The following is a 25,214-nucleotide window of genomic DNA, read 5'->3' on the forward strand; positions in this document are numbered from 1 at the left end:
TCTCCCGCACGGAGGTGTCCGGGCGCCCATTGGTCATCAGGAAACGCCGGAGGGGTGCTGCGGTTCCATCGCGGCTTCGTGAAGTTGCGCTCGCTTGACTGTGACGTCGACGCCGCAGAAGGCGGCGGAACTTGAGTCGGCCCGGCTGCGTTTGTTGGCAAGCCGCATCACCTGAGATGCACGCACCCAATGGGGCAGCACATGACAAAGGTCTCTTTAGTCCGTCGCAGCTTCTCGCCGCGCGCCGCCGCCGCTTTTGCCTTCGCAACCGCTCTGCTCGCGGTGTCCTTCGGCAGCGCAAATGCGCAGACGCTGGGCTATGCGCCGATGCAACCGCGGGCGTATCCGATGCAACCGCAAGCGTATCAACAAGGTCCAAGCTATTCGCAGGGCTATGTCAGCGAGCCCGCGCAGACGGCCGACGAGGATGCCCAGTTGCCCGATCGGCTGCGCAAGCAGGTCGTCAGCTTCGACCGCAGCGAGCCGGCCGGCACGATCGTGATCGATACCGGCAATACGTACCTCTATTACGTGCTCGGCAACGGCCGGGCGATCCGCTACGGCGTCGGCGTCGGCCGCGAGGGCTTCACCTGGTCGGGCGTCCAGAGCATCAGCCGCAAGGCGGAATGGCCGGACTGGCATCCGCCGGCCGAGATGATCGCGCGTCAGCCCTATCTGCCGCGCTTCGTCGCCGGCGGTCCCGGCAATCCGCTCGGCGCGCGCGCGATGTATCTGGGCTCGAGCGAATACCGCATCCACGGCACCAACGATCCCACCACCATCGGCAAGTTCGTCTCTTCCGGCTGCATCCGCATGACCAACGAAGACGTCACCGATCTGTTCAGCCGCGTCAATATCGGCGCCAGGGTCGTGGTGCTGCCGAAGAACGCGCCGCTGATGGCGAAGGGCGGCGACAGGGGGAGTGATTCTTGGCGCAAGCGCCCCGCGGCGACGACGCTGCCCTCGGGCCGGCAGGCCCTGAACATCTCGACGTCGGCCGTGAACTGAGAGTTGGGTGAGATCACATGAAGAGACGTTCGATCAGCAAACTGGCCGGTAGCGCCGCGGCGTTCTTCGCCGCCGCATCTTTCGGCCTCGCGCTGACGCCGGCGCATGCGGAGGATTTCTTCTCGGCGCTGTTCGGTGGCTTCCGGATGCGCCCGCCGCCGGAGATCCGGATGCCGTTTCCCAATGACGACATGCCGCGCTACGACACGCCGCGGCAGCGGGCGTCCTATGGCGGTGGCGCCGCCTATTGCGTCCGCGGCTGCGATGGCCGTTACTTCCCGGCGCAAGGAAACGATGCCGAGAGCAAGGCGCAGTCCTGCAAGAGCTTCTGCCCGACCTCGGAAACATCGCTGGTCTATGGCAGCAACATCGACGACGCCACGACCGAGGGCGGAAAATCCTATTCCGATCTGCCGAACGCGTTCCGTTATCGCAACGAGATCGTGTCGGGTTGCACCTGCAACGGCAAGGATCCGGTCGGCCTCGCCCAGATCAAGGTCGAGGACGACCCCACCCTGCGCAAGGGTGACATCGTCGCGGGCGCCGATGGCCTAGTGGTCGCCAGCCGCAACGCTGGCGATCGCCGCGGAGTCGCGATGAACTTCTCCCCGCTGCCGGACTCGGTCCGCGCCAGATTCCGCCAGGTGCCGGTGGTGGCGAAGGAGTAGCCCCTGTCGTCCTGGCGAAAGCCAGGACCCATTACCCCGAATGCGAGTTTGGCGGCACGCAGATAACCACCAGCCTGCCCATTGCGGTGGCCGGTGATTATGGGTCCTGGCTTTCGCCAGGACGACATCTCGCGTGATGCAATGCCCGTGCCCCAATCTCCGCTGTCGTCCCCGACAAGCGCGCCCAAAGCGCGCGTAGATCCGGGATCCATAGCCACAGGGCGTGGTTTGGCGAAGACTCGGAGTTGCCAGCTCGCATCCTAACTTCTCCTTGTGGCTGGGTCCCGGCCCCCCCGTGCGCGATTGCGACTAGGCCGGCACGACACCGAAGGAGCGGCTACGGCTTTCTCTCCAACCCGCAGCCCTACGCCGCGCGGATCTTGCCCAGGAAGTCGCTGACCTGCTGGCCGAGCTGGCGGCTCTGCGTCTCCAGCGTTTCCGACGCCTGCTTGACGTTGTCAGCGGCGCCGGCGGCGGTGTCGGCGTCGGCCTTCACGCCGGTGATGTTGTCGGAGACGTTCTTGGTGCCCTGCGCTGCATATTGCGTGCTGCGAGTGATCTCCTGCGTCGCCGCACCCTGCTCCTGAACGGCGGCGGCGATGGCGGTGGCGACCTCGTTGACCTCGCCGATGATGCCGCCGATGGCCTGGATCGCGTTGATGGCGTCGCCCGCGACCTTCTGGATGTCGGCGATCTGCCCGGAGATTTCTTCGGTCGCCTTCGCCGTCTGGCTCGCCAGCGACTTCACCTCGGATGCGACCACGGCAAAGCCGCGGCCGGCCTCGCCGGCACGTGCGGCCTCGATCGTGGCATTGAGCGCCAGCAAATTGGTCTGCGCCGCGATGGTGTTGATCAGCCCGACGACCTCGCCGATCCGCCCTGCGGACTGCGCCAGCCCCTGAACGGTGCCGTCGGTCTCGCGGGCCTGGTTGACGGCCCGGCTGGCGATGCCGGCGGCATGGGCCGCCTGCTGGCTGATGTCGTTGATCGAGGCTGAGAGCTCCTCGGCGGCCGCCGCGACACTGTCCACGCTGGTGGAGGCGTCGTTGGACGCCTTGCCGGCGACCTCGACGCGCTCATTGGTCTGGCGCGACACCGCGGAAAGGTCGCCCGCGGTCTTGCGCATCTCGCCGGAGGCCTCGCTCAGCTCGCCCAGCGACTTGCGCACCACGCCCTCGAACTCGCCGACATAGCTCTCCATCGCGCGCTGGCGCGCGGCGGCGCCGGCGTTGCGCTCGCGCTCCTGCTCCTCGATCTTGAGCTTGTCGATCGCCTGCTGCCTGAAAGTCTCCAGCGCTCCCGCAAGCGAGCCGATCTCGTCGTGACGGTCGAGATAGCCGCTGTCGACGGCAAGGTCACCGCCGGCGACCTTGAGCATGGCGTCGCGAATCCGGTGCAGCGGCGTGATCACGCGGCGGCTGACCGCGAGCATCGCGGCGCCGGTCAGGACGATCGCGGCGAGGAGCAGGGCGGTATTGACGATCAGCGATTGCACCGCGGTCGCGCGCTGGGCCGCGGAATGGTCCTTGGCCGCCTCGAGCGCGGCGTCGGCGAGCTTGATCGCGCTCGCCATACGGCCAACCGAATAGGGGCTCCACTGGTTCGCCGTCATCGACGGTTTCTCGCCCTTGGCGACCGCGGCAATGATGCCGTCGCGCGTGGTGGCGTATTGCGGATCGAAATAAACCGCCTTGGCGTTCGCCATGGCCGCGGCGAGCGCCGGCGGCAATTGCATGCCGACCGTGGCGAGCTCGATCGCATTCCAGGCTGTGTCGGTGCCGCCAACGAATTTGGTATAGGCGAGCTGAAGCTCGGGCGTGATCTTGCCAGTGCCGAGCGCGTTGCCGACGATCAGCGAGGACTCGCCGGCACTCAGGCGCAAGAGCCAGGCCATCTGCTTGATCATCAGGAGCTGGTCGATGACCGCGTCCTGATGATTGACGCTCGCGCCGAGCACCGGCGCCAGCTTTTCGAGGATTGCCATCAGTCCATCCTCGGCGTCGGTATATTCCTTGGCGAGTGCTGCGCGGCGCGAAGCCTTGGGCTTGGCGACTTCGGTCCAGAATTCCGCCTGCTTCTCAAGCAACACCTTGTTCAGCCGGCCGAGGTCCGACACCATGGTCTCGCCCTGTGGCAAGTCGATGGAGGGAAGAATCTCGGTGGCGCGCGCCAGCGCCGGCATCAGGATGTCGCGGATTCCGCGGATATATCTTTCGATGTCCTGGTCCAACTGGACGTCCGAGGTGAGCTGGCGGCTGCTGGTCGAACGGTCGGCACGGATGTTCGCCATCGCCTTGAACACTTCTGCCGATGCGGCCGAGACCGCGACGATCCGGTTGGCGGCTTGCAGCCGGCCCCATGAGCTCCATGCGCTGATCGAGAAGCCGATCACGACGACGAATGCGGTGGACAGGATTACCGCCTTCAGCAGTGCGGATACGGTCAGGCGGTTGAGCATCGGACACCCCGGTACGCGTTTCGAAGTTCGTGGCCCCGAACGGCAGCCTCCACGAACTTCGAAGGACCAAAGGGTTGCACGTGACAGAAGCACCTGCCTTGCGGCAGGCGCTCGAGGCGCATTTGGCCCGAAAAGGGTAAAAACTTAGACAGTGGTGCTGCCGTAAAATTACTGGGGCATTGAGGGTTGGCACCCGCCATCGTCGTCCTGGCGAAAGCCAGGACGACATCGGGGTGTGTGGCCGGCCACGCGCCTATGAAGCCTAAGCCGCGCGGATCTTGCCAAGGAAGCCGGTGACGTCCTCGCCGAGCTGGCGGCTCTGGCTCTCCAGAGTCTCGGAGGCGTGTTTGACGTTGTCCGCGGCGGCTGCGGCGGCATCCGCATCGGCTCTGACGCCGGTGATGTTGTCGGAGACGTTCCTGGTGCCCTGCGCCGCAAATTGCGTGCTGCGGGTGATCTCCTGCGTCGCCGCACCCTGCTCCTGCACGGCGGCCGCGATCGCGGTCGCGACCTCGTTCACCTCGCCGATGATGCCGCCGATGGTCTGGATTGCGTTGATGGCGTCGCCGGCCACCCGCTGGATGTCGGCGATCTGCTCGGAGATTTCCTCGGTGGCCTTGGCCGTCTGGCTCGCCAGCGACTTCACCTCGGAGGCGACCACGGCAAAGCCGCGGCCGGCTTCGCCGGCGCGCGCCGCCTCGATCGTGGCGTTGAGCGCCAGCAAATTGGTCTGCGCCGCAATGGTGTTGATGAGGCCGACGACCTCGCCGATGCGTTCGGCGGATTTTGCCAGGCCCTGCACGGTGCCGTCGGTTTCGCGCGCCTGGGTGACGGCGCGGCCGGCGATACCCGCGGCATGGGCGGCCTGCTGGCTGATGTCGTTGATCGAGGCGGAGAGCTCCTCGGCGGCGGCGGCCACGCTGTCGACGCTCATGGAGGCATCGTTGGAGGCCTTGCCGGCGACTTGCACGCGGTCGTTGGTCTGGCGCGACACCGCGGACAGATCGCCCGAGGTCTTGCGCATCTTACCGGAGGCCTCGCTCAATTCGCCGAGCGTCTTGCGCACCGCGCCCTCGAACTCGCCGACATAGACCTCGATCGCGCGCTGGCGGGCCGAAGCGCCCGCGTTGCGCGCGCGCTCCTGCTCCTCGATCTTGAGTTTGTCGGTCGCTTGCTGCTTGAACGCCTCCAGCGCGCCGGCGAGCGCGCCGATCTCGTCCTTGCGGTCGAGATAGCCGCTGTCCACGGCAAGGTCGCCGCCGGCGACCGTCAGCATGGCATCGCGCATGGTGTTGAGCGGATGGATGACGCGGCGGTTGACCAGCATGATGGCACCGACGGCGAGGCCGACGGCGAGCGCCAGAAGTGCGAGCTGCATGACGAGTGCGCGTTGAGCTGCGGAGCGCTGTTCCAGCGTATGGCTCTTGGCGGCATCGAGAGCGGCTTCCGCCACCGCGACCGCGCTGGAGAGACGGCCGACGGTGACCGGGCTCCACTGGTTGGCGGTCATCTCGGCTTTCTCGCCCTTGACCAGCGTGTCCGCGAGACGGTCTCGCAGCGCGAGATATTGCGGCTCGAAATAGGCGGTCTTCGCCGCGGCCAGGGCGGAGGCAAGCGCCGGCGGCAACTGCATGCCCGAGGTCGTCAATTCCAGCGCCTTCCACATCGCCGACGTGCCGCCGACATATTGGGTGTAGTTGTACCGGGCTTCGGGGGTGATCTTGCCGGCGGCAAGACCGGTCGAGACGATCAGCGAGGCTTCGCCCGCGGTGTTGCGCAGCAGCCAGGCATTCTGCTTGATCGACAGCAGCTGGTCGATCACGGCGTCCTGGTGGTTGACGGTGGCGGCGAGGACGTTCGAGAGCTTGTCGAGCGTCTCGAGCAGGCCCTGCGTCGTCTCCATGTATTCCTTCGGCAGGCCCGCGCGGCGCTGGTCCTTGGGCTTGGCCACGTCCTCCCAGAACTGCTTCTGCTCCTCGATCAGCAGCTTGTTGAGGCGCGCGAGCTCCGGCACCAGCGTGCCTGATTGCGAGAAGTCGATGTTCGGCAGCAGCTCCAGCGCACGTGCCATCGCTGGCATCTGCGCATCGCGCAGCGCACGCAAATACTTCTCGATCTCGGAATCCATCGGCTCGGTCGCGTTCAGGAGCCGGTTGGTGGTCGAGCGGTCGGTGCGCAGATTGTGCATCGCCTTGAACAGATCGGCGGAGGCGTCGGCGATCTGCGAAATGCGGTTGGCGGTCTTGAGGCGATCCCAGGATTCATAGGCGGTGAGCGAGAGCGCGATCACCACACAGACCGACGTGATCGCGATCACCGCCTTCAGCAGCGCGGATACGGTCAGACGATAGAGCATCGAAGTCCCCCCAAATTCCCATTGCAAATTTCGTGAAGACGCCCGGCAACATCGGCAAACGGGGGCGCGGCAGATCGGCAATCGCACGCCGTTTGCGCTTCAGGGGCTCAAACGGTTTCTGCATCTGAAAGGAAAAGGGTAAAGTTTTAGGCAGCCGGCCTGCCGGTAGAAGTACGCATTTACTAGAAGTTGCAATGGGTTGCCCGGGTGGAACCGTCGCGCGAGACAGGCGTTAGGTTATCGTTAGCAATCTGCCTGAAGGGGGCCTCGCGATGCTGGTCGGCGTACTCGTCACCTTTCTCGTCGTCATTCTCGTGCTCTATCTCATCAACATGTTGCCGATGGACGGCCGCGCCAAGCAGATCGCGCGCGTGGTCGTCATCATCATCGGTGTGGTGTCGCTGTTGAAATATCTCACGGTATTCTAGCGGACGCGTCGCTACGATGTTTCCAAATGAAAGCCCCGGCGAAAGCCGGGGCTTGGTCTGCGTTCCCGAGCACGCTAGTGCAGCGTCTTGAGCCAGTCGTCGACGTCCTGACGAACCTGGTCCTTGGCCTTGCCGTAACGTTCCTGCAGCCGGCCTTCGAGCTGCTCGCGACGACCCTCGATCAGTTTGAGGTCGTCGTCGGTGAGCTTGGCCCACTTCTCCTTGGCCGATCCCTTGAACTGCTTCCAGTTTCCTTCGATGCGGTTCCAGTCCATGACCATCTCCCGTTGGTTGATGGCCCGACAACGCGAGCGGTGCGCAGCCGTTCCTCCTCGCGCCGCGACGTTTCGCCCAACAAAAAAGCCCCGGCTCGCGCCGGGGCTTTTGACATTTCGGTGACCGGGCTCAGCCCGCCGCCTTCGCCTCGCGGCGGCGCGCGGTGAGGATGTACTCGGTGTAGCCGTTCGGCTGCTCGCGGCCCTTGAAGATCAGGTCGCAGGCGGCCTTGAAGGCGACGCCGTCGAAGGCGGGCGCCATCGGCTTGTAGATGGCATCGCCCGCGTTCTGCTTGTCGACGACGACGGCCATGCGCTTCAGCGATTCCATCACCTGCGCCTCGGTGATCACGCCCTGGTGCAGCCAGTTGGCGAGGTGCTGGCTGGAGATGCGCAAGGTGGCGCGGTCTTCCATCAGGCCGACGTCGTGGATGTCGGGCACCTTGGAGCAGCCGACGCCCTGGTCGATCCAGCGCACGACATAGCCGAGGATGCCCTGGCAGTTGTTGTCGATCTCCTGCTTGACGTCGTCGGGCGCCCAGTTCGACTTCGACACCGGAATGGTGAGGATGTCGGACAGCTTCGCGCGCGGTCCGCCCTTGGTCAGCTCCTCCTGGCGCGCGATGACGTTGACCTGGTGGTAGTGCAGCGCGTGCAGCGTCGCGGCGGTCGGCGAGGGGACCCAGGCGGTGGTGGCGCCGGCCTGCGGATGGGCGAGTTTCTGCGCAAGCATGTCCGCCATCTTGTCGGGCGCGGCCCACATGCCCTTGCCGATCTGGGCGTGGCCGGGAAGGCCGTCGATCAGGCCCATGTCGACGTTCCAGTCCTCGTAGGCCTTGATCCAGGCCTGCGCCTTCATCTCGTTCTTGCGGATCATGGGGCCCGCTTCCATCGAGGTGTGGATCTCGTCGCCGGTGCGGTCGAGGAAGCCGGTGTTGATGAACATGATGCGCTTGGAGGCGCGCTGGATGCAGGCCTTGAGGTTGACGGTGGTGCGCCGCTCCTCGTCCATGATGCCGACCTTGAGCGTATTCTCCGGCAGGCCGAGCATCTTCTCGACGCGGTCGAAAATCTCGCACGTGAACGACACCTCGTCCGGGCCGTGCATCTTCGGCTTGACGATATAGGCAGATCCCGTGCGGCTGTTCTTGACCTTCGAATTGCCCTTGAGGTCGTGGATCGCAAGCAGGCCCGAGACGGCGGCGTCGAGCAGACCCTCCGGGACCTCCTCGCCGGTCTCGTCCAGCACTGCGTCGGTGAACATGTGGTGACCGCAATTGCGCATCAGCAGCAGGCTGCGGCCGTGCAATTTCACCTCGCCCTTGCCGTCCGGCGTCTTGTAGCTGCGGTCGGCGTTGAGCGAACGGGTCAGCGTCTTGCCGCCCTTCTCGAAGTCGGCCGAGAGCGTGCCGTTCATCAGGCCGAGCGTGTTGCGGTAGACCAGCACCTTGTCCTCGGCGTCGACCGCGGCAACCGAGTCCTCCATGTCGAGAATCGTCGAGACCGCGGCCTCCATGACCATGTCGGCGACGCCGGCGGGATCGTCCTTGCCGATCGCGCTGTTGCGGTTGATCGTCACCTCGACATGCAGGCCGTTGTTGACGAGCAGCACCGCGCTCGGCGCGGCCGCATCGCCCTGGAAGCCGGCGAGCTGCGCGGCGTTCTTCAGCGCGGTCGCATTGCCGCTCTTCAGCTTCACCGCGAGCTGGCCCGCGACGATGCTGTAGGCGGTGACGTCGGTGTGGCTGCCGGTCGCGAGCGGCACGGCGGCGTCGAGGAAGGCCTTGGCCTTCGCGATCACCTTGTCGCCGCGCGCCTTGTTGTAACCCTTGCCGCTCTCGGACGGATCGTGGGGGATCGCGTCGGTGCCGTAGAAGGCGTCATAGAGCGAGCCCCAGCGGGCGTTCGCCGCGTTCAGCGCATAGCGCGCATTGGTGAGGGGGACGACGAGCTGCGGGCCGCAGATCTTGCCGATCTCCTCGTCCACATTGGCGGTCTCGACCTTCTGCGTCGCCGGCTCCGGGACGAGATAGCCGATCTCCTTCAGGAAGGCGGTATAGGCATTGAGGTCGAACGCCTTGCCCTTGTTGGCGCGATGCCAGTCGTCGATCTTGGCCTGCAGCGTGTCGCGCAACGCCAGCAGCGCCCGGTTCTTCGGCCCAAGGTCCTTGATGATGGCGGCAACCCCGGCCCAGAACGCATCCGGCGCGATCCCCGTTTTCGGGGCCGCTTCCTTGGCGATGAAGTCAAACAGAACAGGAGCGATCTTCAATCCGTGGGCGTCGACGCGTTTCATGATGGGCTTTCTTGTTGGAAATGGCTGTTTTTTGGCTGCTTTTGACCCGACAGCAGCAAAATGCGCCCACAGGGGGCGGCTTTCGGGACCTATTAGCCCCAAAATCGGGGCGGTGAGAAGACCCCTGGGGGGTTGTCAAAATGTCAAGAAGCGGTGGGCGGGCCGGCTCGTTTTACAAACGCTTGAGCCCGGCTGGGCGCCAAGCGCACAACTGCGCTCCCTCCCCCCTTGCGGGGGAGGGCGGGGGAGAGGGGTAGCCCAGGTCGGCGAGAAGAACTCTCGCCCGCTGGAGGGAGTCCCTGTGTGGACCCCTCTCCCTAGCCCTCCCCCGCAAGGGGGGAGGGAACGCGGGAGAGCGTGGAGACAGAGTGCGGCGTCTCGTGGAAAGCACTCGCCTCAAATATTCGCGGCGAGATCCACGACTTCGTCGAACAGCACGCCGGTGGTCTTCAGCATCTGTTCGATCTCGTCGGCGGCTTCAGTGACCGTCCGTGTCGACGTGTCGATCACGAGCTCGGCCGCTTGCGGTGTCTCGTAGTCGTTGCCGATGCCGGTGAACGACGCCAGCGCGCCGGCGCGGGCCTTCTTGTAATGGCCCTTCGGATCGCGCTCCTCGCAGACGCCGGCCGGTGTCGCGACATGGATCTCGCGGAACGCGGTGTCGGCGATGCGGCGCGCGGTGGCGCGGTCCTCGCGGGCGGGCGAGACGGCGGCGACGATCGCGATGTGGCCGTTGCGGGCGAGATGCGTCGCGACCTCGGCGAGACGGCGGATGTTCTCGCTGCGGTCGGACGCGGAGAAGCCGAGATCGTTGTTGAGTCCAGCCCGCAGCGTGTCGCCGTCGAGCAGGATCGGCGAGCCGCCATTGGTGAACAGCCGCCGCTCCAGCGCCTTCGCCAGCGTCGACTTGCCGGAGGCCGGCAGGCCGGTGAGCCAGACCACGGCGCCGTTGTGCTGATAGCGCGCAGAGCGCTCGTCGGGGCGGAGCGCCGATTCCACCGGCACGATGTCGACCGGCACGGCGCGCTGGCCGGCATCGACCGACAGCACGAGACCGCCGCCGGCGATGCGCCCGGAGACCTCGATCACCAGACGTCCGGTGCGCGGATTCTCGGTGTAGGGATCGGTGGCGATCGGATTCGAAAGAGAGATGTCGATCTCGCCGACATGGTTGCGGCCGATCGCCTTGTTCTCGACGCTCGACAATTCGCCCGGGTCGACCGCCTTCTCGATCGCCACCACGGTGGCGCGGCTTTCCTTCGGCCCGCAGCGGACCAGGAGCTGGTCGCCCTTGGCCAGCGGCTTGTCGTGCAGCCAGAAGATGCGCGCGCGCAAGCGGCGCGTCTCGCGCGGGGCACTGCCCGCATGCGCGACGATGTCGCCGCGCTCGATGAACAATTCGCGGTCGAGCGTGATGCCGACCGAGCGGCCCGCGCCCTGCCGTCCGGCAATCGGCGTCGCCGGCCAGCTCTCGACCGTCTTGATCTTGGCGATCTTGCCGGCCGGCATGATCACGATCTCGTCCCCGGCAACCAGGCTGCCGGATTCGATGCGGCCCGCCACGATGCGGCGGTCGTCGAACTTATAGATCGCCTGCACCGGCAGCCGCAGCGCCAGCGCTTCCAGCGGGCGCGCCGGCTCGAGCTGGTCCAGCGCCTCGACCACGGTCGGTCCCTTGTACCAGCCGATGCGGTCGGTGCGCGTCGCGACGCCATCACCGTCGCGCGCGGAGATCGGGATCACGGCAGTCGGCGTCACGCCGAGGCCGTTGAGATGCGCGGAAATCTCGTCGCTGATCGCCTGGAAGCGATCGGCGGAGAAATCCACGCGGTCCATCTTGTTGACGACGATCGCAACCTGCTTCACGCCGAGCAGATGCAGGAGATAGCCGTGCCGCCTTGTCTGGTCGCGCACGCCCTCGAGCGCGTCGATGATCAGCACCGCGCCGTCGGCCTGCGAGGCGCCGGTGATCATGTTGCGCAGGAATTCGGCATGGCCGGGCGCGTCGATCAGCACGATGTCGCGCGAATTGGTGCGGAAGCGGATCTGCGTGGTGTCGATGGTGATGCCCTGGTCGCGCTCGGTCTGGAGCGCGTCGAGCAGGAACGACCATTCGAACGGCATGCCGCGCCGCGCGCTGACGGCCTTCAGCATCTCCAGCTTGCCGTCGGGCAGGCTGCCGGTCTCGTGCAGGAGGCGGCCGACCAGCGTCGACTTGCCGTGGTCGACATGGCCGACGATGACGATCCGGACCTGCGGGCGCGTGGTGCCGTTCGGGGTCGCGGGCGAAGCGGGGGTGACGATCATGTTCATGGCCGCGTTGCGTCCTGAGGTCAGAGATAGCCGGCGACGCGCAGTCGCTCGAAGGCGTCTTCGGTCTCGTGGTCGAGCGCGCGTCCCGCGCGCTCCGGCACCTTGGTCTGCTCGAGCTCGACCAGGATCTCCTCGATGGTCGACGCAGTCGAATTCACCGGATTGGTGATGTCCTGATCGCCCAGCGAGCGGTAGCGCTTGCCGTTTTGCGACAGGTAGAGCGGGATGATCGGGATGTTCTCGCGCTTGGTGTAGGCCCAGATGTCGGCCTCGGTCCAATGCAGGATCGGATGGATGCGCAAATGCGCGCCTTGCGGCGGCGAGGCGTTGAAATGATCCCAGAACTCAGGCGGCTGGTCGCGCACGTCCCAATTGCCTTCGAGACCGCGCGGCGAGAACACGCGCTCCTTGGCGCGGGTGGCCTCCTCGTCGCGGCGGATGCCGGCGATCAGGCCGTCGAAGCCGTATTTGCCGAGTGCCATCTTGAGGCCTTCGGTCTTGCGCGCGGCGGAACGGGCGGCCGGCGGCAGCGTTGGGTCGACGGCATCGATGGGCGGGCAGGGCTCGACCCGCAGGTCGAGATCCCACTCCTTCCCGTAATGATCGCGGAAGCGATACATCTCCGGAAACTTCTTGCCGGTGTCGACATGGAGGGCCGGGAACGGCATGCGGCCGAAGAACGCCTTGCGCGCCAGCCAGATCATGACGTTGGAGTCCTTGCCGAGCGACCACAGCAGGGCGATCTTCTTCAGACGGGCGAAGGCCTCGCGGAAAATGTAGATGCTCTGCGCCTCGAGCTGGTCCAGATGGTCCATGCTGGGCGCAACATCAGCAGAAAATTCTTGCGAGCCCGAGCGCCCGGTGAGGGCGGGGCTGCTCACTCCGACAGCTGCGGAATCGTCCTTGAGAAGATGCATCTCTGCCACTTTGCGTTTGGAGGCGAAAATTCTATAGTTGCAGCGCAGGAGAGAAGAAAAAATTTTCTCTTTGCGCGCTCGAAACGACACATATATAGAAAATAATTCCAGTCAACCCCGGATGTGGGGGAAGCGAGTATCGTATGCGGTTCTTGCCGGTGTTCCTCGATCTCAAGGCCGGTCCGGTGGTCCTCATCGGTGCGGGTGAGCTTTTGCGCGCCAAGCTGCGCGTGCTCACTGCGGCCGATGCGCGCGTCCGCGTGCATGCGATCGACGGCAATCAGGACATGGGCCTTAGCTCCGAGGACGCGGCGCGCGTCGACATCGCGACCGGCGATCCGCTCATCGCCGATCTCTCAGGCGTCATCGCGATCGTCTGCGCCGGGGCGGGCGATGTCGGCGTTGCGATGTCGGCGCGGGCGAAGGCGCTCGGCCTGCCGGTCAACGTCATGGACGATCTCGAGCATTCCAGCTTCATCTTCCCGGCCATCGTCGATCGCGGCGATGTCGTGGTCGCGGTCGGCACCGGCGGCACCTCTCCGGTGGTGGCGCGACGCGTGCGCGAGAAGATTGAGGCGCTGCTGCCGGCGCGCATTGGCGAGCTCGCCGAGTTCATCGGCGGCTTCCGTAAGTCCATCAACGAGCGCATTGCCGAGTTTCCGCTGCGCCGCCGCTTCTGGGAGCGCGTCATCGACGGCCCCATCGGCGCCTCCGTGCTCGCCGGCCGCAAGGGCGAGGCGGCCGCGGCGCTCAAGGCCATTGCCGATCCCGCCGCGTTCGCGCGTGCCGACAAGCCGGAAGGCTCCGTTGCGCTGGTCGGCGCCGGCCCGGGCGATCCCGATCTTCTCACTATCAAGGCGCTGCGCGCGCTCCAGGACGCCGACATCGTCTTCCATGACGAGCTGGTCTCGTCCGAAATTCTCGATCGCATCCGCCGCGACACGACGCGCGTTGCGGTCGGCCGCCGCGTCGGCAAGCCCGGCATCGGCCAGGACGCCATCAACACGCGCATGATCGAGGCCGCGCAGTCAGGTCAGCGCGTGGTGCGGCTGAAGGGCGGCGATCCCTTCGTGTTCGGCCGCGGCGGCGAAGAGGTCGAAGCGCTGCGCTCGGCGGGCGTTGTCTATTCGATCATTCCCGGCATCACCGCCGGGCTCGGCGGCGCCGCCGATTTCGAGGTGCCGCTCACCTATCGTCATGAAGCGACCCGCATCACCTTCCTCACCGCGCACAAGGCGCGCGATGCGGAAGCCGTGGACTGGTCGACGCTCACCGACACCAAGATGACCGTCGTGGTCTACATGGGCATGACCGCGGCGCCGGCCGTGCGCGCAGGCCTGTTCGCCGCGGGGCGTTCGCCCGAAACGCCGGTCGGCGTGTTCGCCCGCGTCACGCGGCCCGATGCGCAAGGCGCGATCGGCACGCTGCGCGACCTGCCCGAGCTCGTGCGGCGGATCCATGGCGGTCCTGCCATCCTCATCATCGGCGACGTGGTCCGGCATGCCGGCTCGCTTCGCCGCCAGACACCCAAGCAAATCATCTCCGACCTATTGGATGCTGCCGAATGACCTCTCCTCTGCAACAAAAGCTGAAAATTACGGGTCCCTCCGTTGTGACCGCCAACCGGACCTGGGACGGCGTCGTCGTCTATCGCACGGCTGCCAGGGGCTGGTCCGTGGAACTGACTGATGCCGCGATCGTGCGAAACTCGGACGAAGCGAAAGCGTTGCTCGCCGAGGCCGTGGCCGATGACGTCGGCGCGATCGGCCCCTATATCGCGCCGGTGCAAGTCGACGAGGCCGGCAAGATCCTGCCGGGTAATCTGCGTGAGCAGATTCGCCGCGATGGCGTGACGATCGGCTTGCCCGTCTGAATGTTGGCAGAGCTGTAAGGCATCCTTCATGTACGCTTACGACGAAATCGACCGCACGCTGGTCAACGAGCGCGTCTCGGAATTCCGCGACCAGGTGCAGCGCCGTCTCTCCGGCGAGCTCACCGAAGACGAATTCAAGATGCTGCGCTTGCAGAACGGCGTCTATCTGCAACTCCACGCCTACATGTTTCGCGTCGCGATTCCCTACGGCACGCTGGCGTCGAACCAGTTGCGGGCGCTTGCCCATGTCGCGCGCAAATACGACCGCGGCTACGGCCATTTTACCACGCGCCAGAACATCCAGTTCAACTGGATCAAGCTGTCGGACCTGCCGGACGCGCTGGCCGATCTCGCCGAGGTCGGCATCCACGCGATGCAGACATCCGGCAACAACATGCGCAACGTCACCTCGGACCAGTGGGCCGGCGTCGCGCCCGGTGAGATCGAGGATCCCCGCATCTGGTCGGAGCTGATCCGCCAGCACACCACGCTGCATCCGGAATTCTCGTTCCTGCCGCGCAAGTTCAAGATCGCGATCACCGCGTCGGACCACGACCGTGCCGCGATCAAGGTTCACGATATCGGACTGCGCCTGATCAAGAACGAGAAGGGCGAAACCGGCTTCGAGGTCCTGGTCGGCGGCGGTCTCGGCCGTACGCCGTTCATCGGCAAGACCATCAAGCACTTCGTGCACGGCCGCGATCTCCTGAGCTACATCGAGGCCATCCTGCGCGTCTACAATCAGTACGGACGCCGCGACAACATCTACAAGGCCCGGATCAAGATCCTGGTGCACGAGCTCGGCATCGAGAAATTCTCCCGCGAGGTCGAGGAGGAGTGGCAGCACATCCGCAACTCCTCGCTCCAGATCGACGACGAGGTAATCGAGGACATCCGCTCGCGCTTCATCTATCCCGCTTACGAGAAGCTGCCGCACATGCCGGACGAGCTGCGGCAGGCCGCGGCCGATCCCGAGTTCGAGGCGTGGCGCAAGAACTCCGTCGCCCCGCACAAGAACCCGGGCTATTCCATCGTCACGATCTCGCTGAAGCCGATCGGCGCGCCTCCGGGTGATGCCACCGCCGAGCAGATGGATGCGCTCGCCGATCTCGCCGACAGATATTCCTTCGGCGAAATCCGCGTCGGTCACGAGCAGAACCTGGCGCTTCCGCATGTCGCCAAGCGCGATCTGCCGGCGTTGTGGAAGGCGCTCGACAAGCTCGGGCTGGCGACGCCGAACGTCAATCTGATCACCGACATCATCGCCTGCCCGGGGCTCGACTATTGCTCGCTGGCGAATGCGCGCTCTATCCCGATCGCGCAGGAATTGACGCGGCGCTTCGCCAATCACGAGCTCGCCAACCTGATCGGCCGGCTGCACATCAACATCTCCGGCTGCATCAATGCCTGCGGCCATCACCATGTCGGCCATATCGGCATTCTCGGCGTCGAGAAGAACGGCGAGGAGGTCTACCAGATCACCATCGGCGGCCGTGCCGACGAGAGCGCCGCGCTCGGCAATCTGATCGGCCCCGGCGTCAAGTTCGACGAGGTCGCCGACGTCGTCGAGGACATCGTGGAAGCCTATCTCGCGCTGCGCGAGCGCCCGGAGGAGCTGTTCATCGACACGGTGAAGCGCCTCGGCGTCGAACCCTTCAAGGAGCGTGTCTATGCCACTCGTTAATGGCGGAAAAATCGTCGACGACAGCTTCGTCAAGCTGGCGGTCGACACGCCGCTGCCGGAGGGCGGCGACATCCTGGTGCCGGCCGAGCGTTTCGTCGGTGAGGCCGATGCGTTGCTCAAGCGTGCCGGCAAGGTCGGCGTGATCTGGCCGAACAATCGCGACATCGACGAGCTCGTGCCGTATCTCGGCAATGTCGCCGCCGTTGCGCTGGTGTTCCCTAGCTTCCGCGACGGACGCGCCTACAGTCAGGCGCGTCTGCTGCGCGAGCGCTACAACTATCGCGGCGAGCTGCGTGCCACCGGGCAGGTGCTGCGCGACCAGTTCGTGTTCATGCTGCGGGCGGGCTTCGATTCCTTCGAGGTCAAGAAGCAGGCCGACGCGGAAGCCTTCATGCAGACCGCTAAGCGCTATTCGGTGTTCTACCAGCCGACCGGCGACGGCCGGATCACGGCGCTGCACCGGCGCATGCAGTTGCGTCATTCAGAAGGTGTCGGCACGTGAACGCAATCGCGCCTCAGGTATCTCCGGTGTCCGTTTCCGCGCTGCCCTCGGCCGCGGAACTCGATCGCGCCTTGCGCGATGCCTCGCCCGCAGAGGTCATCGCCGCGGCCCTGAAGGCGGTCGGCCGCGACAAGCTTGCGCTGGTGTCGTCCTTCGGCACGGAATCGGCGACGCTTCTGAAGGTGATGGCGGACGTCGATCCGTCGATCCCCGTGATCTTCCTCGACACCGGCTGGCTGTTCGAGGAGACGCTCGCCTATCGCGACACGCTGATCGCGACGCTGGGGCTCAAGGACGTCCGCTCGATCAAGCCGGCGGAGGAGACGCTGTCGCGCGAGGATCCCGATCGCGACCTCTGGTTCTCCGATCCCGACGCCTGCTGCCGCATCCGCAAGGTGGAGCCGCTGGCGCGCGCGCTGAAGCCGTTCGATGCCTGGATCAATGGCCGCAAGCGCTTCCAGGGCAATGCGCGGGCCGACATTCCGGTGGTCGAGGACGACGGCGCGCGGTTGAAGTTCAACCCCTTCGCCAACGTTTCGCGCGAGGAACTCGAGGCGATTTTCGTCCGCGCCAAATTGCCGCGTCATCCACTGGCCGCCTCCGGTTTCCTGTCGGTTGGGTGTATGCCTTGCACCAGCAGAACGGCCGAAGGCGAGGATGCGCGCGCCGGTCGCTGGCGCGGCCGGGCCAAGACAGAATGCGGCATCCACACGATGAAGACTTCGTAGCACAGTCAGGCTGCGACGCCGCGAACAAGAAAATCCGGTTCCGTTGACTTAGGAGCGGTTTGTCCCGAGTTATGCCCGTGTGCCATCGGCGACATCGACGTCGCTGAGGTGAATGGAGATGGACATGATGCGCCGTATCGTTCTGCTCGCGGCAGGCCTCCTGGCGACAGGCTTCTTGGCAAGCTCGGCTCTCGCTGCTGACATCAATCTTCTGAACGTGTCGTACGATCCGACGCGCGAGCTCTATGGCGAGTTCAACAAGGCGTTCGTGAACGCCTATCAGAAGGAAACCGGCAAGAGCGTCGAGATCAAGCAGTCGCATGGCGGCAGCGGATCGCAGGCGCGCGCGGTGATCGACGGATTGCAGGCCGATGTGGTGACGCTCGCGCTCGCCTATGACATCAATGCGATCGCGAGCAAGGGCCTCATTACGGCCGACTGGCAGAAGCGTCTGCCGCAGAATTCATCACCCTACACGTCCACCATCGTGTTCCTGGTGCGCAAGGGCAATCCGAAGGGCATCAAGGACTGGGACGACCTGCTCAAGCCGGGCGTCGCCGTGATCACGCCCAACCCGAAGACGTCGGGCGGCGCGCGCTGGAACTATCTGGCGGCCTGGGGCTTTGCGCAAAAGAAATACGGATCGGCCGACAAGGCCAAGGACTTCGTCGGAAAGCTCTACCAGCAGGTGCCGGTGCTCGATACCGGCGCGCGCGGCGCCACCGTGACCTTCGTCGAGCGCGGCGTCGGCGACGTGCTGCTCGCCTGGGAGAACGAGGCCTATCTCGCGCTCAAGGAATTCGGTCCGGAAAAATTCGAGATCGTGGCGCCGCCGCTATCGATCCTGGCCGAGCCGCCGGTCGCGATCGTCGACAAGGTCGCCGATAAAAAAGGCACCCGCAACGCCGCCGATGCCTATCTTCAGTACTGGTACACCAGAGAAGGCCAGGAGATCGCCGCGCGCAATTTCTACCGTCCGCGCGATGCCGCGATCGCCAAAAAGTATGAAAACTCGTTCGCCAAGGTCGAGCTGTTCACGATCGACGACGTTTTCGGCGGCTGGACCAAGGCGCAGAAGGAACATTTTGCCGACGGCGGCATTTTCGATCAGATCTACAAGAACTGATCGGGCGCTGTCTTAGGAGGCTGTAGCAGGGGGCCTGGTGAGCGCAGTTGTAGCAGCACGACGCCGGACATTGCCGGGCTTCGGTCTCACCATGGGGCTGACGCTTTCCTGGCTATCCATCATCATCCTGATTCCACTCGCCGGCCTGTTCCTGAAATCGCTCGAGCTGAGCCCCGAGCAGTTCTGGAACATCCTCTCCAGCCGCCGCACCCTGAATGCGCTGCGGGTCTCGTTCGGGCTCGCCTTCGCGGCGGCCTGCGTCAATCTGGTCATGGGCAGCATCATCGTCTGGGCGTTGGTGCGCTACCGGTTTCCCGGCCGGCGCCTGTTCGACGCCATCGTCGACGTGCCGTTCGCGCTGCCGACGGCAGTCGCCGGCGTCGCGCTGACCGCGCTGTTTGCCGAGAAGGGCTGGCTGGGCGCGCCGCTCGCCGCGCTCGGCATCAAGGTGGCGTTCACGCCGGTCGGCATCTTCGTCGCCATGATCTTCATCGGCATCCCCTTCGTGGTGCGCACCGTGCAGCCGGTGCTCCAGGATCTCGACCCCGAGATCGAGGAGGCCGCGGGCAGCCTGGGCGCGAGCCGCTGGCAGACCATTATCCGCGTGATCCTGCCCTCGCTCGCGCCGGCGCTGCTCACGGGCCTCGCGCTCGCCTTCGCCCGCGCGGTCGGTGAATACGGTTCGGTGATCTTCATCGCCGGCAATTTGCCGAACGTCTCCGAGATCGCGCCATTGCTGATCGTGATCCGGCTCTCCGAATTCCGCTACGCCGATGCGACCGCCATTGCGGTGGTCATGCTCGTCGTCTCCTTCGTCATTATCTTCGCCGTCAATCGGCTCCAGCGCTGGGCGCAGAGCCGGATCCCGGCGCGCTGAGGGCGGATGCGATGACGATGCAGATGGCAGATTCCGTCTCGCTCTCGGCCTCGGACGCCAGGGCGCGCGCGCATGCGGCGGCCGCGCAGGACAACCTTCGCACCGAACCGCGCGCGGTGCGCATCGCCATCATCACGCTGGCGGTGCTGTTCCTCTCCGTCTTCGTCGTGCTGCCGCTGGTCGTCGTGTTCGCGCAGGCGTTCTCGAGAGGCATTCTGGCCTATCTTTCCGCGCTCGCCGACCCGGAGGCGTTGTCAGCGATCAAGCTGACGCTGCTGGTCGCAACGATCTCGGTCGGCCTCAATCTCGTATTCGGCCTCGTCGCCGCCTGGGCCATCGCCAAGTTTGAGTTCAGCGGCAAGACCTTCCTGATCACGCTGATCGACCTGCCGTTCTCGGTGAGCCCGGTGATCTCGGGTCTCGTCTTCGTGCTGCTGTTCGGCGCGCAGGGCTATTTCGGCGGCTGGCTTAGGGATCACGACATCCAGATCCTGTTCGCTGTGCCCGGCATTGCGCTCGCGACCACCTTCGTGACCTTCCCCTTCGTGGCGCGCGCGCTGATCCCCCTGATGCAGGAGCAGGGCACGCAGGAAGAGGAAGCCGCGATCTCGCTCGGCGCCTCGGGCCTGCAAACCTTCTTCCGCGTCACGCTGCCGAACATCAAATGGGGCGTGCTCTACGGCGTCCTGCTCTGCAACGCGCGCGCGATGGGCGAGTTCGGTGCGGTGTCGGTCGTGTCGGGCCACATTCGCGGCGAGACCAACACCATGCCGCTGCTGGTCGAGATCCTCTACAACGAGTACCAGTTCGTCGCCGCATTCGCGATCGCCTCGCTGCTGGCGATGCTGGCGCTGATCACGCTGATCGCAAAGACCGTTCTCGAACGTCATCTGGACGAAGGACAGGACGCAAGTGACCATTGAAGTCAGGAATCTCGTCAAGAAGTTCGGCAGCTTTGCCGCCCTCGATGGCGTCAACCTCAAGGTCGACAATGGCGAGCTGCTGGCGCTGCTCGGGCCTTCGGGCTCCGGCAAGACCACGCTGCTGCGCATCATCGCTGGCCTCGACTGGCCCGACTCGGGCGAGGTCTCCTTCAACGGCGAGGACGCGCTGGCGCAAGGCGCGCGTGAGCGGCACGTCGGCTTCGTGTTCCAGCATTACGCACTGTTCCGCCACATGACGGTGTTCGAGAACGTCGCCTTCGGCCTGCGCGTGCAGCCGCGCGCGGTCCGGAAAGAGGAAGCCAGGATCCGCGCCCGGGTGAAGGAGCTGCTCGATCTCGTGCAGCTCGACTGGCTTGCCGACCGCTATCCGAGCCAGCTCTCCGGCGGCCAGCGCCAGCGCATCGCGCTCGCCCGCGCGCTCGCGATCGAGCCGCGCATCCTGTTGCTCGACGAGCCCTTCGGCGCGCTCGATGCGAAGGTGCGGAAAGAACTGCGCAAATGGCTGCGCTCGCTGCATCACGAGATCAACGTCACCTCGATCTTCGTCACCCACGACCAGGAGGAAGCGCTGGAAGTCGCCAACCGCGTCGTGGTGATGGACAAGGGCAGGATCGAGCAGATCGGCTCGCCCGAAGACGTCTATGAAAGCCCGGCGACTGCTTTTGTCCACGGCTTCATCGGCGAATCCATCGAGCTCCCGGTCAGGATTGACGACGGCGTGGTCCGGCTCGGCGAGCGGCCGCTCCGGCTTGCGGCGGACGGACTTGCGCCTGGCGCGTCGCGACTGTTCGTGCGGCGACATGACATGCTGGTCGGTCCGCCCGGCAGTGGCGCCTTCGAGGGCGCCGTGCGGCATGTCCGGAATTTCGGCCCGGTGCAGCGGGCCGAGGTGGCGCTGTTCGGCGGCGAAACCATCGAGATCGACGCTCCCCGCGACAAGGAACTCCGCGCCGGAGACAGGGTCGGCCTCGAGCCCCGCCGATACCGGATATTCGCGGGTTAACGCCCCGTCATTCCGGGGCGCGCGTCAGCGCGAACCCGGAATCTCGAGATGATAGAGCGAGCTTCCGGGTTCAGTGCCGCGCACTGCCCCGGCATGATGGGCACGATTTTCCTCAAAATTCACCTTTCAGCCACGGTTGGTATGCAACAACGGCCCTTCATTTGGGGGCCCCGATTCATGCGCGCTGCGGCCGCAATACTCGTTACTTTGCTGCTCGCCGGCTGTGCCGGCAACGAAGCACCGGTCCAGCAGCCGTCGATGTATGCCGATATGGCGGTCCCGGGCGCCAAGCTCGACGCGCCGGCGGCCGCGGTGATGATCTCGCAATACCGCCAGAACAATGGGCTCGGCACCGTCGTGATCGACCCCGACCTGATGCGGCTCGCCGAATCCCAGTCCCAGGCGATGGCGGCGGCCAACAAGATGGACCATGACGTTCGCGCGCCCCTGGCCAAGCGCCTCAGTGCCGGCGGCTATCCGGCCAGCGTGGCGGTCGAGAACGTCTCGGCCGGCTATCATACGTTGGCGGAAGCGTTTTCCGGCTGGCGCGACTCGCCCCCGCACCGGGCGAACATGCTCAAGAGCGGTGTCACAAAATTGGGCATCGCGGCGGGCTATGCTCCAGGCACCAAGTACAAGGTGTTCTGGACCATGATCCTGGCCTCGACGGATCCCCGATAAGCCAGACTTGATCCCGGGATGCATTGACGCCGCGGCGAACTGTCGCCACGGTCGCTCGCCATCTGCTATTGTTCCCGCATGACAGATCATACCAGCCCGGAAACCGCCAGCGTCCCCGCAAATGCGCAACGTGTCCTGGTGTTGCAGGGCGGCGGTGCGCTCGGCTCCTATCAGGCCGGCGCCTATCAGGCGCTGTGCGGCTATGGCTTCGAGCCCGAATGGGTCGCCGGCATCTCCATCGGGGCGGTCAACGCCGCCATCATCGCCGGCAATGAGGGCCACACCCGCGTCAAGCGGATGAAGGAATTCTGGGAGATGGTCTCGGCGCCGGTGCCGTGGAAGCCGATCGGCAAGAGCGACCACAGTCGCGAGCTGTTCAACTCCACCAGCGCCGCGCTGATCGCGACCTTCGGCGTCCCCGGCTTCTTCGTCCCGCGCGTGCCGCCCGCGCCGATGTGGCCGCCGGGCCATCCCGAGGCGGAAAGCTACTACGACACGTCGCCCCTGAAGAAGACGCTGGAGCGTCTGGTCGATTTCGACCGCATCAACGACCTCAAGACGCGCTTCTCCGTCGGCGCCGTCGGCGTCACCTCCGGCAACTTCAAATATTTCGACAATTACGAGTTCAAGAAACTCGGCAAGAAGATCGGTCCCGAGCACATCATGGCCTCCGGCGCGCTGCCGCCGGGCTTTCCGTCCGTCGTCATCGACGGCGAGCATTACTGGGACGGCGGCATCGCCTCCAACACGCCGCTCGACTACGTGCTCGATGCCGAATTGGCTCGCGACATGCTGATCTTCCAGGTGGATCTGTTCAGCGCCCGCGGCGACCTGCCGAATTCGCTGTTAGAGGCCACCGAGCGCGAGAAGGACATCCGCTTCTCCAGCCGCACGCGGATGAACACCGACAAGAACAAGCAGATCCACAACGCCCGCAGGGCGGTGCGCGACCTGATTTCCAAATTGCCCGATTATCTCAAGAACGACCCTTCCGTCGAATTTCTTGCGAAGGCATCTCGTGAGAGCACGGTCACCGTGGTGCACCTGATCTACCGCAGCAAGAACTACGAATCCTCGTCCAAGGACTATGATTTCTCGCACGTGGCCATGGTCGAGCATTGGGAAGCCGGCGTGCGCGACGTGCATCTCTCGATGCGCCACAAGGACAGGCTCGATCAGCCGCAATCCGGCGAGACCATGGTGACCTACGATCTCACGGGGGACGTCTCCGCGCCCCCGGCAAAAAGGAGCGAAAAGAATGGGTAGTCTGTCAGGCAAGAACGCCGTCGTGACCGGATCGACCAGCGGTATCGGGCTCGCCTATGCGCGTGCCTTCGCGGCGGCCGGTGCCAACGTCGTCATCAACGGCTTCGGCTCGGCCGAGGACATCGAGAAGGAACGTGCGAAGATCGAGGCGGACTTCGGCGGGAAGGCGATCTACTCGCCCGCCGACATGACCAAGCCGGCCGAGATCGCCGGGATGATCGCGCTCGGCGAGAAGACCTTCGGCTCGGTCGACGTCCTCGTCAACAATGCCGGCATCCAGTTCGTCTCGCCGATCGAGGAATTCCCGCCGGAGAAATGGGACCAGATCATCGCGATCAACCTGTCCTCGGCCTTCCATGCCATTCGCGCCGCGGTGCCCGGCATGAAGAAGAAGGGCTGGGGTCGCATCATCAACACGGCGTCGGCGCACTCGCTGGTCGCCTCGCCCTTCAAGTCGGCCTACGTCTCGGCCAAGCACGGCATCGCCGGTCTTACCAAGACCGTGGCGCTGGAAGTCGCGACCCACAAGATCACCTGCAACTGCATCAGCCCCGGCTATGTCTGGACGCCGCTGGTCGAGAAGCAGATCCCCGACACGATGAAGGCGCGCAATCTCACGCGTGAGCAGGTCATCAACGACGTGCTGCTCGACGCCCAGCCGACCAAGGAGTTCGTCACCTCCGAGCAGGTCGCCGCACTGGCGCTGTTCCTGTGCAGCGACGATGCCGCGCAGATCACCGGCACCAACCTCTCGATCGACGGCGGCTGGACGGCGGAGTAGGCACTCGATGCCGTAGGGTGGGCAAAGGCGCGTCAGCGCCGTGCCCGCCATACTTTCTCAGATTGACGAAAGGCGGTGGGCACGCTTCGCTTTGCCCACCCTACGACTTCTCGCACGACGTTTCCGTTCAATGCGTCCAGGCCAGCGCCGTCACGAACGCGGATGACAGGTTCAGCTCCGCAAACATGATCTTGCCGGCGACCACGAACAGCACGCTGGCAAGCGTCAGGCGCAGCACCGTCTCGGGGACTCGCGTCGCGCTGAAGCTGCCGACGATGATGCCGGGCAGCGAGCCCAGCAGCAGCACCCCCATCAGCCCCCAATCGACGTCACCAAGCGCCCAATGTCCGATGCCCGCGACCAGCGTCAGCGGCACCGCATGGGCGATGTCGGAGCCGACGATGGTCGCCATCGGCAGGCGCGGGTAGAGCAGCAGCAGCACGGTCACGCCGACCGCGCCGGCGCCGACGGACGAAATCGACACCAGCACACCGAGCACGATTCCCGTGACCACGGTCGCAATCGCCGTGGTGCGCTCGTCGACGCGCTCCCGCTTCCTGCGGTAGCGTTCCATGATCGCCTTGCGGAAGATCAGGGACGTTGCGGTCAGCAGCAGGGCGAAGCACAGCACCAGATTGACGAGGCTGCGCTCGGCATCGCTCCTGAGATCGAGCTGCCACAGCACGAGCAGCGTCAGCGCGCTTGCCGGAAGGCTGCCGCAGGCGAGCCGAAGCACCGCCGGCCAGTGCACGCTGCGCGACCAGCCATGCACCACGCTGCCGCCGGTCTTGGTGGCGGCGGCATAAAGCAGGTCGGTGCCGACAGCGGTGGACGGATGGACGCCGAACAGCAGGATCAGCAGCGGTGTCATCAACGAGCCGCCACCCACGCCGGTCATCCCGACAAGCAGGCCGACGCCAAAACCCGAGGCGACGTAAAGCGGATCAATCATGGTCTGGGGAATCTTAGGTTTATCTCGTCAGTTGGGCAATATGACGTAGAATAAATTTTCCCTGGGAGGCAACCTCTT

The 25,214-nt window shown here is 65.3% G+C and carries 22 protein-coding genes; 15 read left to right on the plus strand and 7 right to left on the minus strand.

Annotated elements, in window-relative coordinates; translation table 11 throughout:
• Window positions 1–201: 201 nt before the first annotated feature.
• A complete protein-coding gene (locus tag WN73_RS08090; protein ID WP_028173483.1) occupies window positions 202–1,008 on the plus strand; it encodes a L,D-transpeptidase in 807 nt (268 codons plus the stop codon).
• Between the two features lie 17 nt (window positions 1,009–1,025).
• The gene (locus WN73_RS08095) at window positions 1,026–1,676 is read left to right on the plus strand and encodes a DUF2865 domain-containing protein (RefSeq protein WP_271552275.1); all 651 of its coding nucleotides are present in this window, start codon (window positions 1,026–1,028) and stop codon (window positions 1,674–1,676) included.
• A 364-nt stretch (window positions 1,677–2,040) separates the two neighbouring features.
• On the opposite strand, the gene WN73_RS08100 is transcribed toward WN73_RS08095, so the two are convergent.
• Complete coding sequence (locus WN73_RS08100; protein WP_271552276.1) at window positions 2,041–4,134, minus strand: methyl-accepting chemotaxis protein; 2,094 nt, start codon at window positions 4,132–4,134, stop codon at window positions 2,041–2,043.
• Window positions 4,135–4,396: 262 nt separating this feature from the next.
• Complete coding sequence (locus WN73_RS08105; RefSeq protein WP_271552277.1) at window positions 4,397–6,490, minus strand: methyl-accepting chemotaxis protein; 2,094 nt, start codon at window positions 6,488–6,490, stop codon at window positions 4,397–4,399.
• A gap of 272 nt (window positions 6,491–6,762) precedes the next feature.
• Here WN73_RS08105 and WN73_RS08110 point away from each other — a divergent pair, with 272 nt between their 5' ends.
• A complete protein-coding gene (locus WN73_RS08110; RefSeq protein ID WP_011084288.1) occupies window positions 6,763–6,918 on the plus strand; it encodes a Thivi_2564 family membrane protein in 156 nt (51 codons plus the stop codon).
• 74 nt (window positions 6,919–6,992) lie between these two features.
• Here WN73_RS08110 and WN73_RS08115 read toward each other — a convergent pair whose 3' ends face one another.
• The 4 genes from WN73_RS08115 to cysD form a co-directional block, all read right to left on the minus strand.
• Window positions 6,993–7,193, minus strand: a complete 201-nt coding sequence (locus tag WN73_RS08115) for a CsbD family protein (RefSeq protein WP_027544225.1) — start codon at window positions 7,191–7,193, stop codon at window positions 6,993–6,995.
• 130 nt (window positions 7,194–7,323) lie between these two features.
• Entirely contained in the window at window positions 7,324–9,489 is a 2,166-nt protein-coding gene (locus tag WN73_RS08120; protein WP_271552278.1) for a malate synthase G, read from the minus strand.
• A 396-nt stretch (window positions 9,490–9,885) separates the two neighbouring features.
• Window positions 9,886–11,802: an adenylyl-sulfate kinase gene (gene cysC, locus WN73_RS08125; RefSeq protein WP_011084291.1), complete on the minus strand. Its 1,917-nt coding sequence runs from the start codon at window positions 11,800–11,802 to the stop codon at window positions 9,886–9,888.
• Between the two features lie 20 nt (window positions 11,803–11,822).
• Window positions 11,823–12,617 (minus strand): sulfate adenylyltransferase subunit CysD, encoded by a 795-nt coding sequence (cysD, locus tag WN73_RS08130; protein ID WP_011084292.1) that lies wholly within the window; start codon window positions 12,615–12,617, stop codon window positions 11,823–11,825.
• A gap of 245 nt (window positions 12,618–12,862) precedes the next feature.
• Here cysD and cysG point away from each other — a divergent pair, with 245 nt between their 5' ends.
• The 12 genes from cysG to WN73_RS08190 all read left to right on the plus strand — a co-directional run bounded on the left by cysG (window position 12,863) and on the right by WN73_RS08190 (window position 24,184).
• Window positions 12,863–14,287 carry a siroheme synthase CysG gene (gene cysG / locus WN73_RS08135; RefSeq protein ID WP_271552279.1) on the plus strand — a complete coding sequence of 475 codons (1,425 nt, stop codon included), beginning with the start codon at window positions 12,863–12,865 and terminating at the stop codon, window positions 14,285–14,287.
• Window positions 14,284–14,592 (plus strand): DUF2849 domain-containing protein, encoded by a 309-nt coding sequence (locus WN73_RS08140; RefSeq protein ID WP_011084294.1) that lies wholly within the window; start codon window positions 14,284–14,286, stop codon window positions 14,590–14,592. The genes cysG and WN73_RS08140 overlap by 4 nt, the downstream gene beginning before the upstream one ends.
• Window positions 14,593–14,620: 28 nt before the next feature.
• Window positions 14,621–16,276, plus strand: coding sequence for a nitrite/sulfite reductase (locus tag WN73_RS08145; RefSeq protein ID WP_271552280.1), 1,656 nt, complete (start codon window positions 14,621–14,623; stop codon window positions 16,274–16,276).
• On the plus strand, window positions 16,263–16,778 hold the full coding sequence (locus tag WN73_RS08150) for a DUF934 domain-containing protein (RefSeq protein ID WP_271552281.1): 516 nt from the start codon (window positions 16,263–16,265) through the stop codon (window positions 16,776–16,778). Before WN73_RS08145 ends, WN73_RS08150 begins: the two co-directional genes overlap by 14 nt.
• Window positions 16,775–17,506, plus strand: a complete 732-nt coding sequence (locus tag WN73_RS08155) for a phosphoadenylyl-sulfate reductase (RefSeq protein WP_271552282.1) — start codon at window positions 16,775–16,777, stop codon at window positions 17,504–17,506. Before WN73_RS08150 ends, WN73_RS08155 begins: the two co-directional genes overlap by 4 nt.
• A 124-nt stretch (window positions 17,507–17,630) precedes the next feature.
• Window positions 17,631–18,632, plus strand: a complete 1,002-nt coding sequence (locus tag WN73_RS08160) for a sulfate ABC transporter substrate-binding protein (protein ID WP_271552283.1) — start codon at window positions 17,631–17,633, stop codon at window positions 18,630–18,632.
• A 70-nt stretch (window positions 18,633–18,702) separates the two neighbouring features.
• Complete coding sequence (gene cysT / locus WN73_RS08165) at window positions 18,703–19,509, plus strand: sulfate ABC transporter permease subunit CysT (RefSeq protein ID WP_028173473.1); 807 nt, start codon at window positions 18,703–18,705, stop codon at window positions 19,507–19,509.
• Between the two features lie 11 nt (window positions 19,510–19,520).
• The gene (cysW, locus tag WN73_RS08170) at window positions 19,521–20,432 is read left to right on the plus strand and encodes a sulfate ABC transporter permease subunit CysW (RefSeq protein WP_271552284.1); all 912 of its coding nucleotides are present in this window, start codon (window positions 19,521–19,523) and stop codon (window positions 20,430–20,432) included.
• Window positions 20,422–21,456 carry a sulfate/molybdate ABC transporter ATP-binding protein gene (locus tag WN73_RS08175; protein WP_028173471.1) on the plus strand — a complete coding sequence of 345 codons (1,035 nt, stop codon included), beginning with the start codon at window positions 20,422–20,424 and terminating at the stop codon, window positions 21,454–21,456. The genes cysW and WN73_RS08175 overlap by 11 nt, the downstream gene beginning before the upstream one ends.
• 177 nt (window positions 21,457–21,633) lie before the next feature.
• Window positions 21,634–22,137 (plus strand): CAP domain-containing protein, encoded by a 504-nt coding sequence (locus WN73_RS08180; protein WP_271552285.1) that lies wholly within the window; start codon window positions 21,634–21,636, stop codon window positions 22,135–22,137.
• Window positions 22,138–22,215: 78 nt separating this feature from the next.
• A complete protein-coding gene (locus WN73_RS08185) occupies window positions 22,216–23,403 on the plus strand; it encodes a patatin-like phospholipase family protein (protein WP_271552286.1) in 1,188 nt (395 codons plus the stop codon).
• Window positions 23,396–24,184 (plus strand): 3-hydroxybutyrate dehydrogenase, encoded by a 789-nt coding sequence (locus WN73_RS08190; protein ID WP_011084304.1) that lies wholly within the window; start codon window positions 23,396–23,398, stop codon window positions 24,182–24,184. The genes WN73_RS08185 and WN73_RS08190 overlap by 8 nt, the downstream gene beginning before the upstream one ends.
• A gap of 127 nt (window positions 24,185–24,311) precedes the next feature.
• On the opposite strand, the gene WN73_RS08195 is transcribed toward WN73_RS08190, so the two are convergent.
• Window positions 24,312–25,136 (minus strand): sulfite exporter TauE/SafE family protein, encoded by an 825-nt coding sequence (locus WN73_RS08195; RefSeq protein WP_028173468.1) that lies wholly within the window; start codon window positions 25,134–25,136, stop codon window positions 24,312–24,314.
• Window positions 25,137–25,214: the final 78 nt, after the last annotated feature.

Origin of the sequence: Bradyrhizobium sp. CCBAU 45394 (assembly GCF_028128655.1) — a bacterium.
GTDB lineage: Bacteria > Pseudomonadota > Alphaproteobacteria > Rhizobiales > Xanthobacteraceae > Bradyrhizobium > Bradyrhizobium diazoefficiens.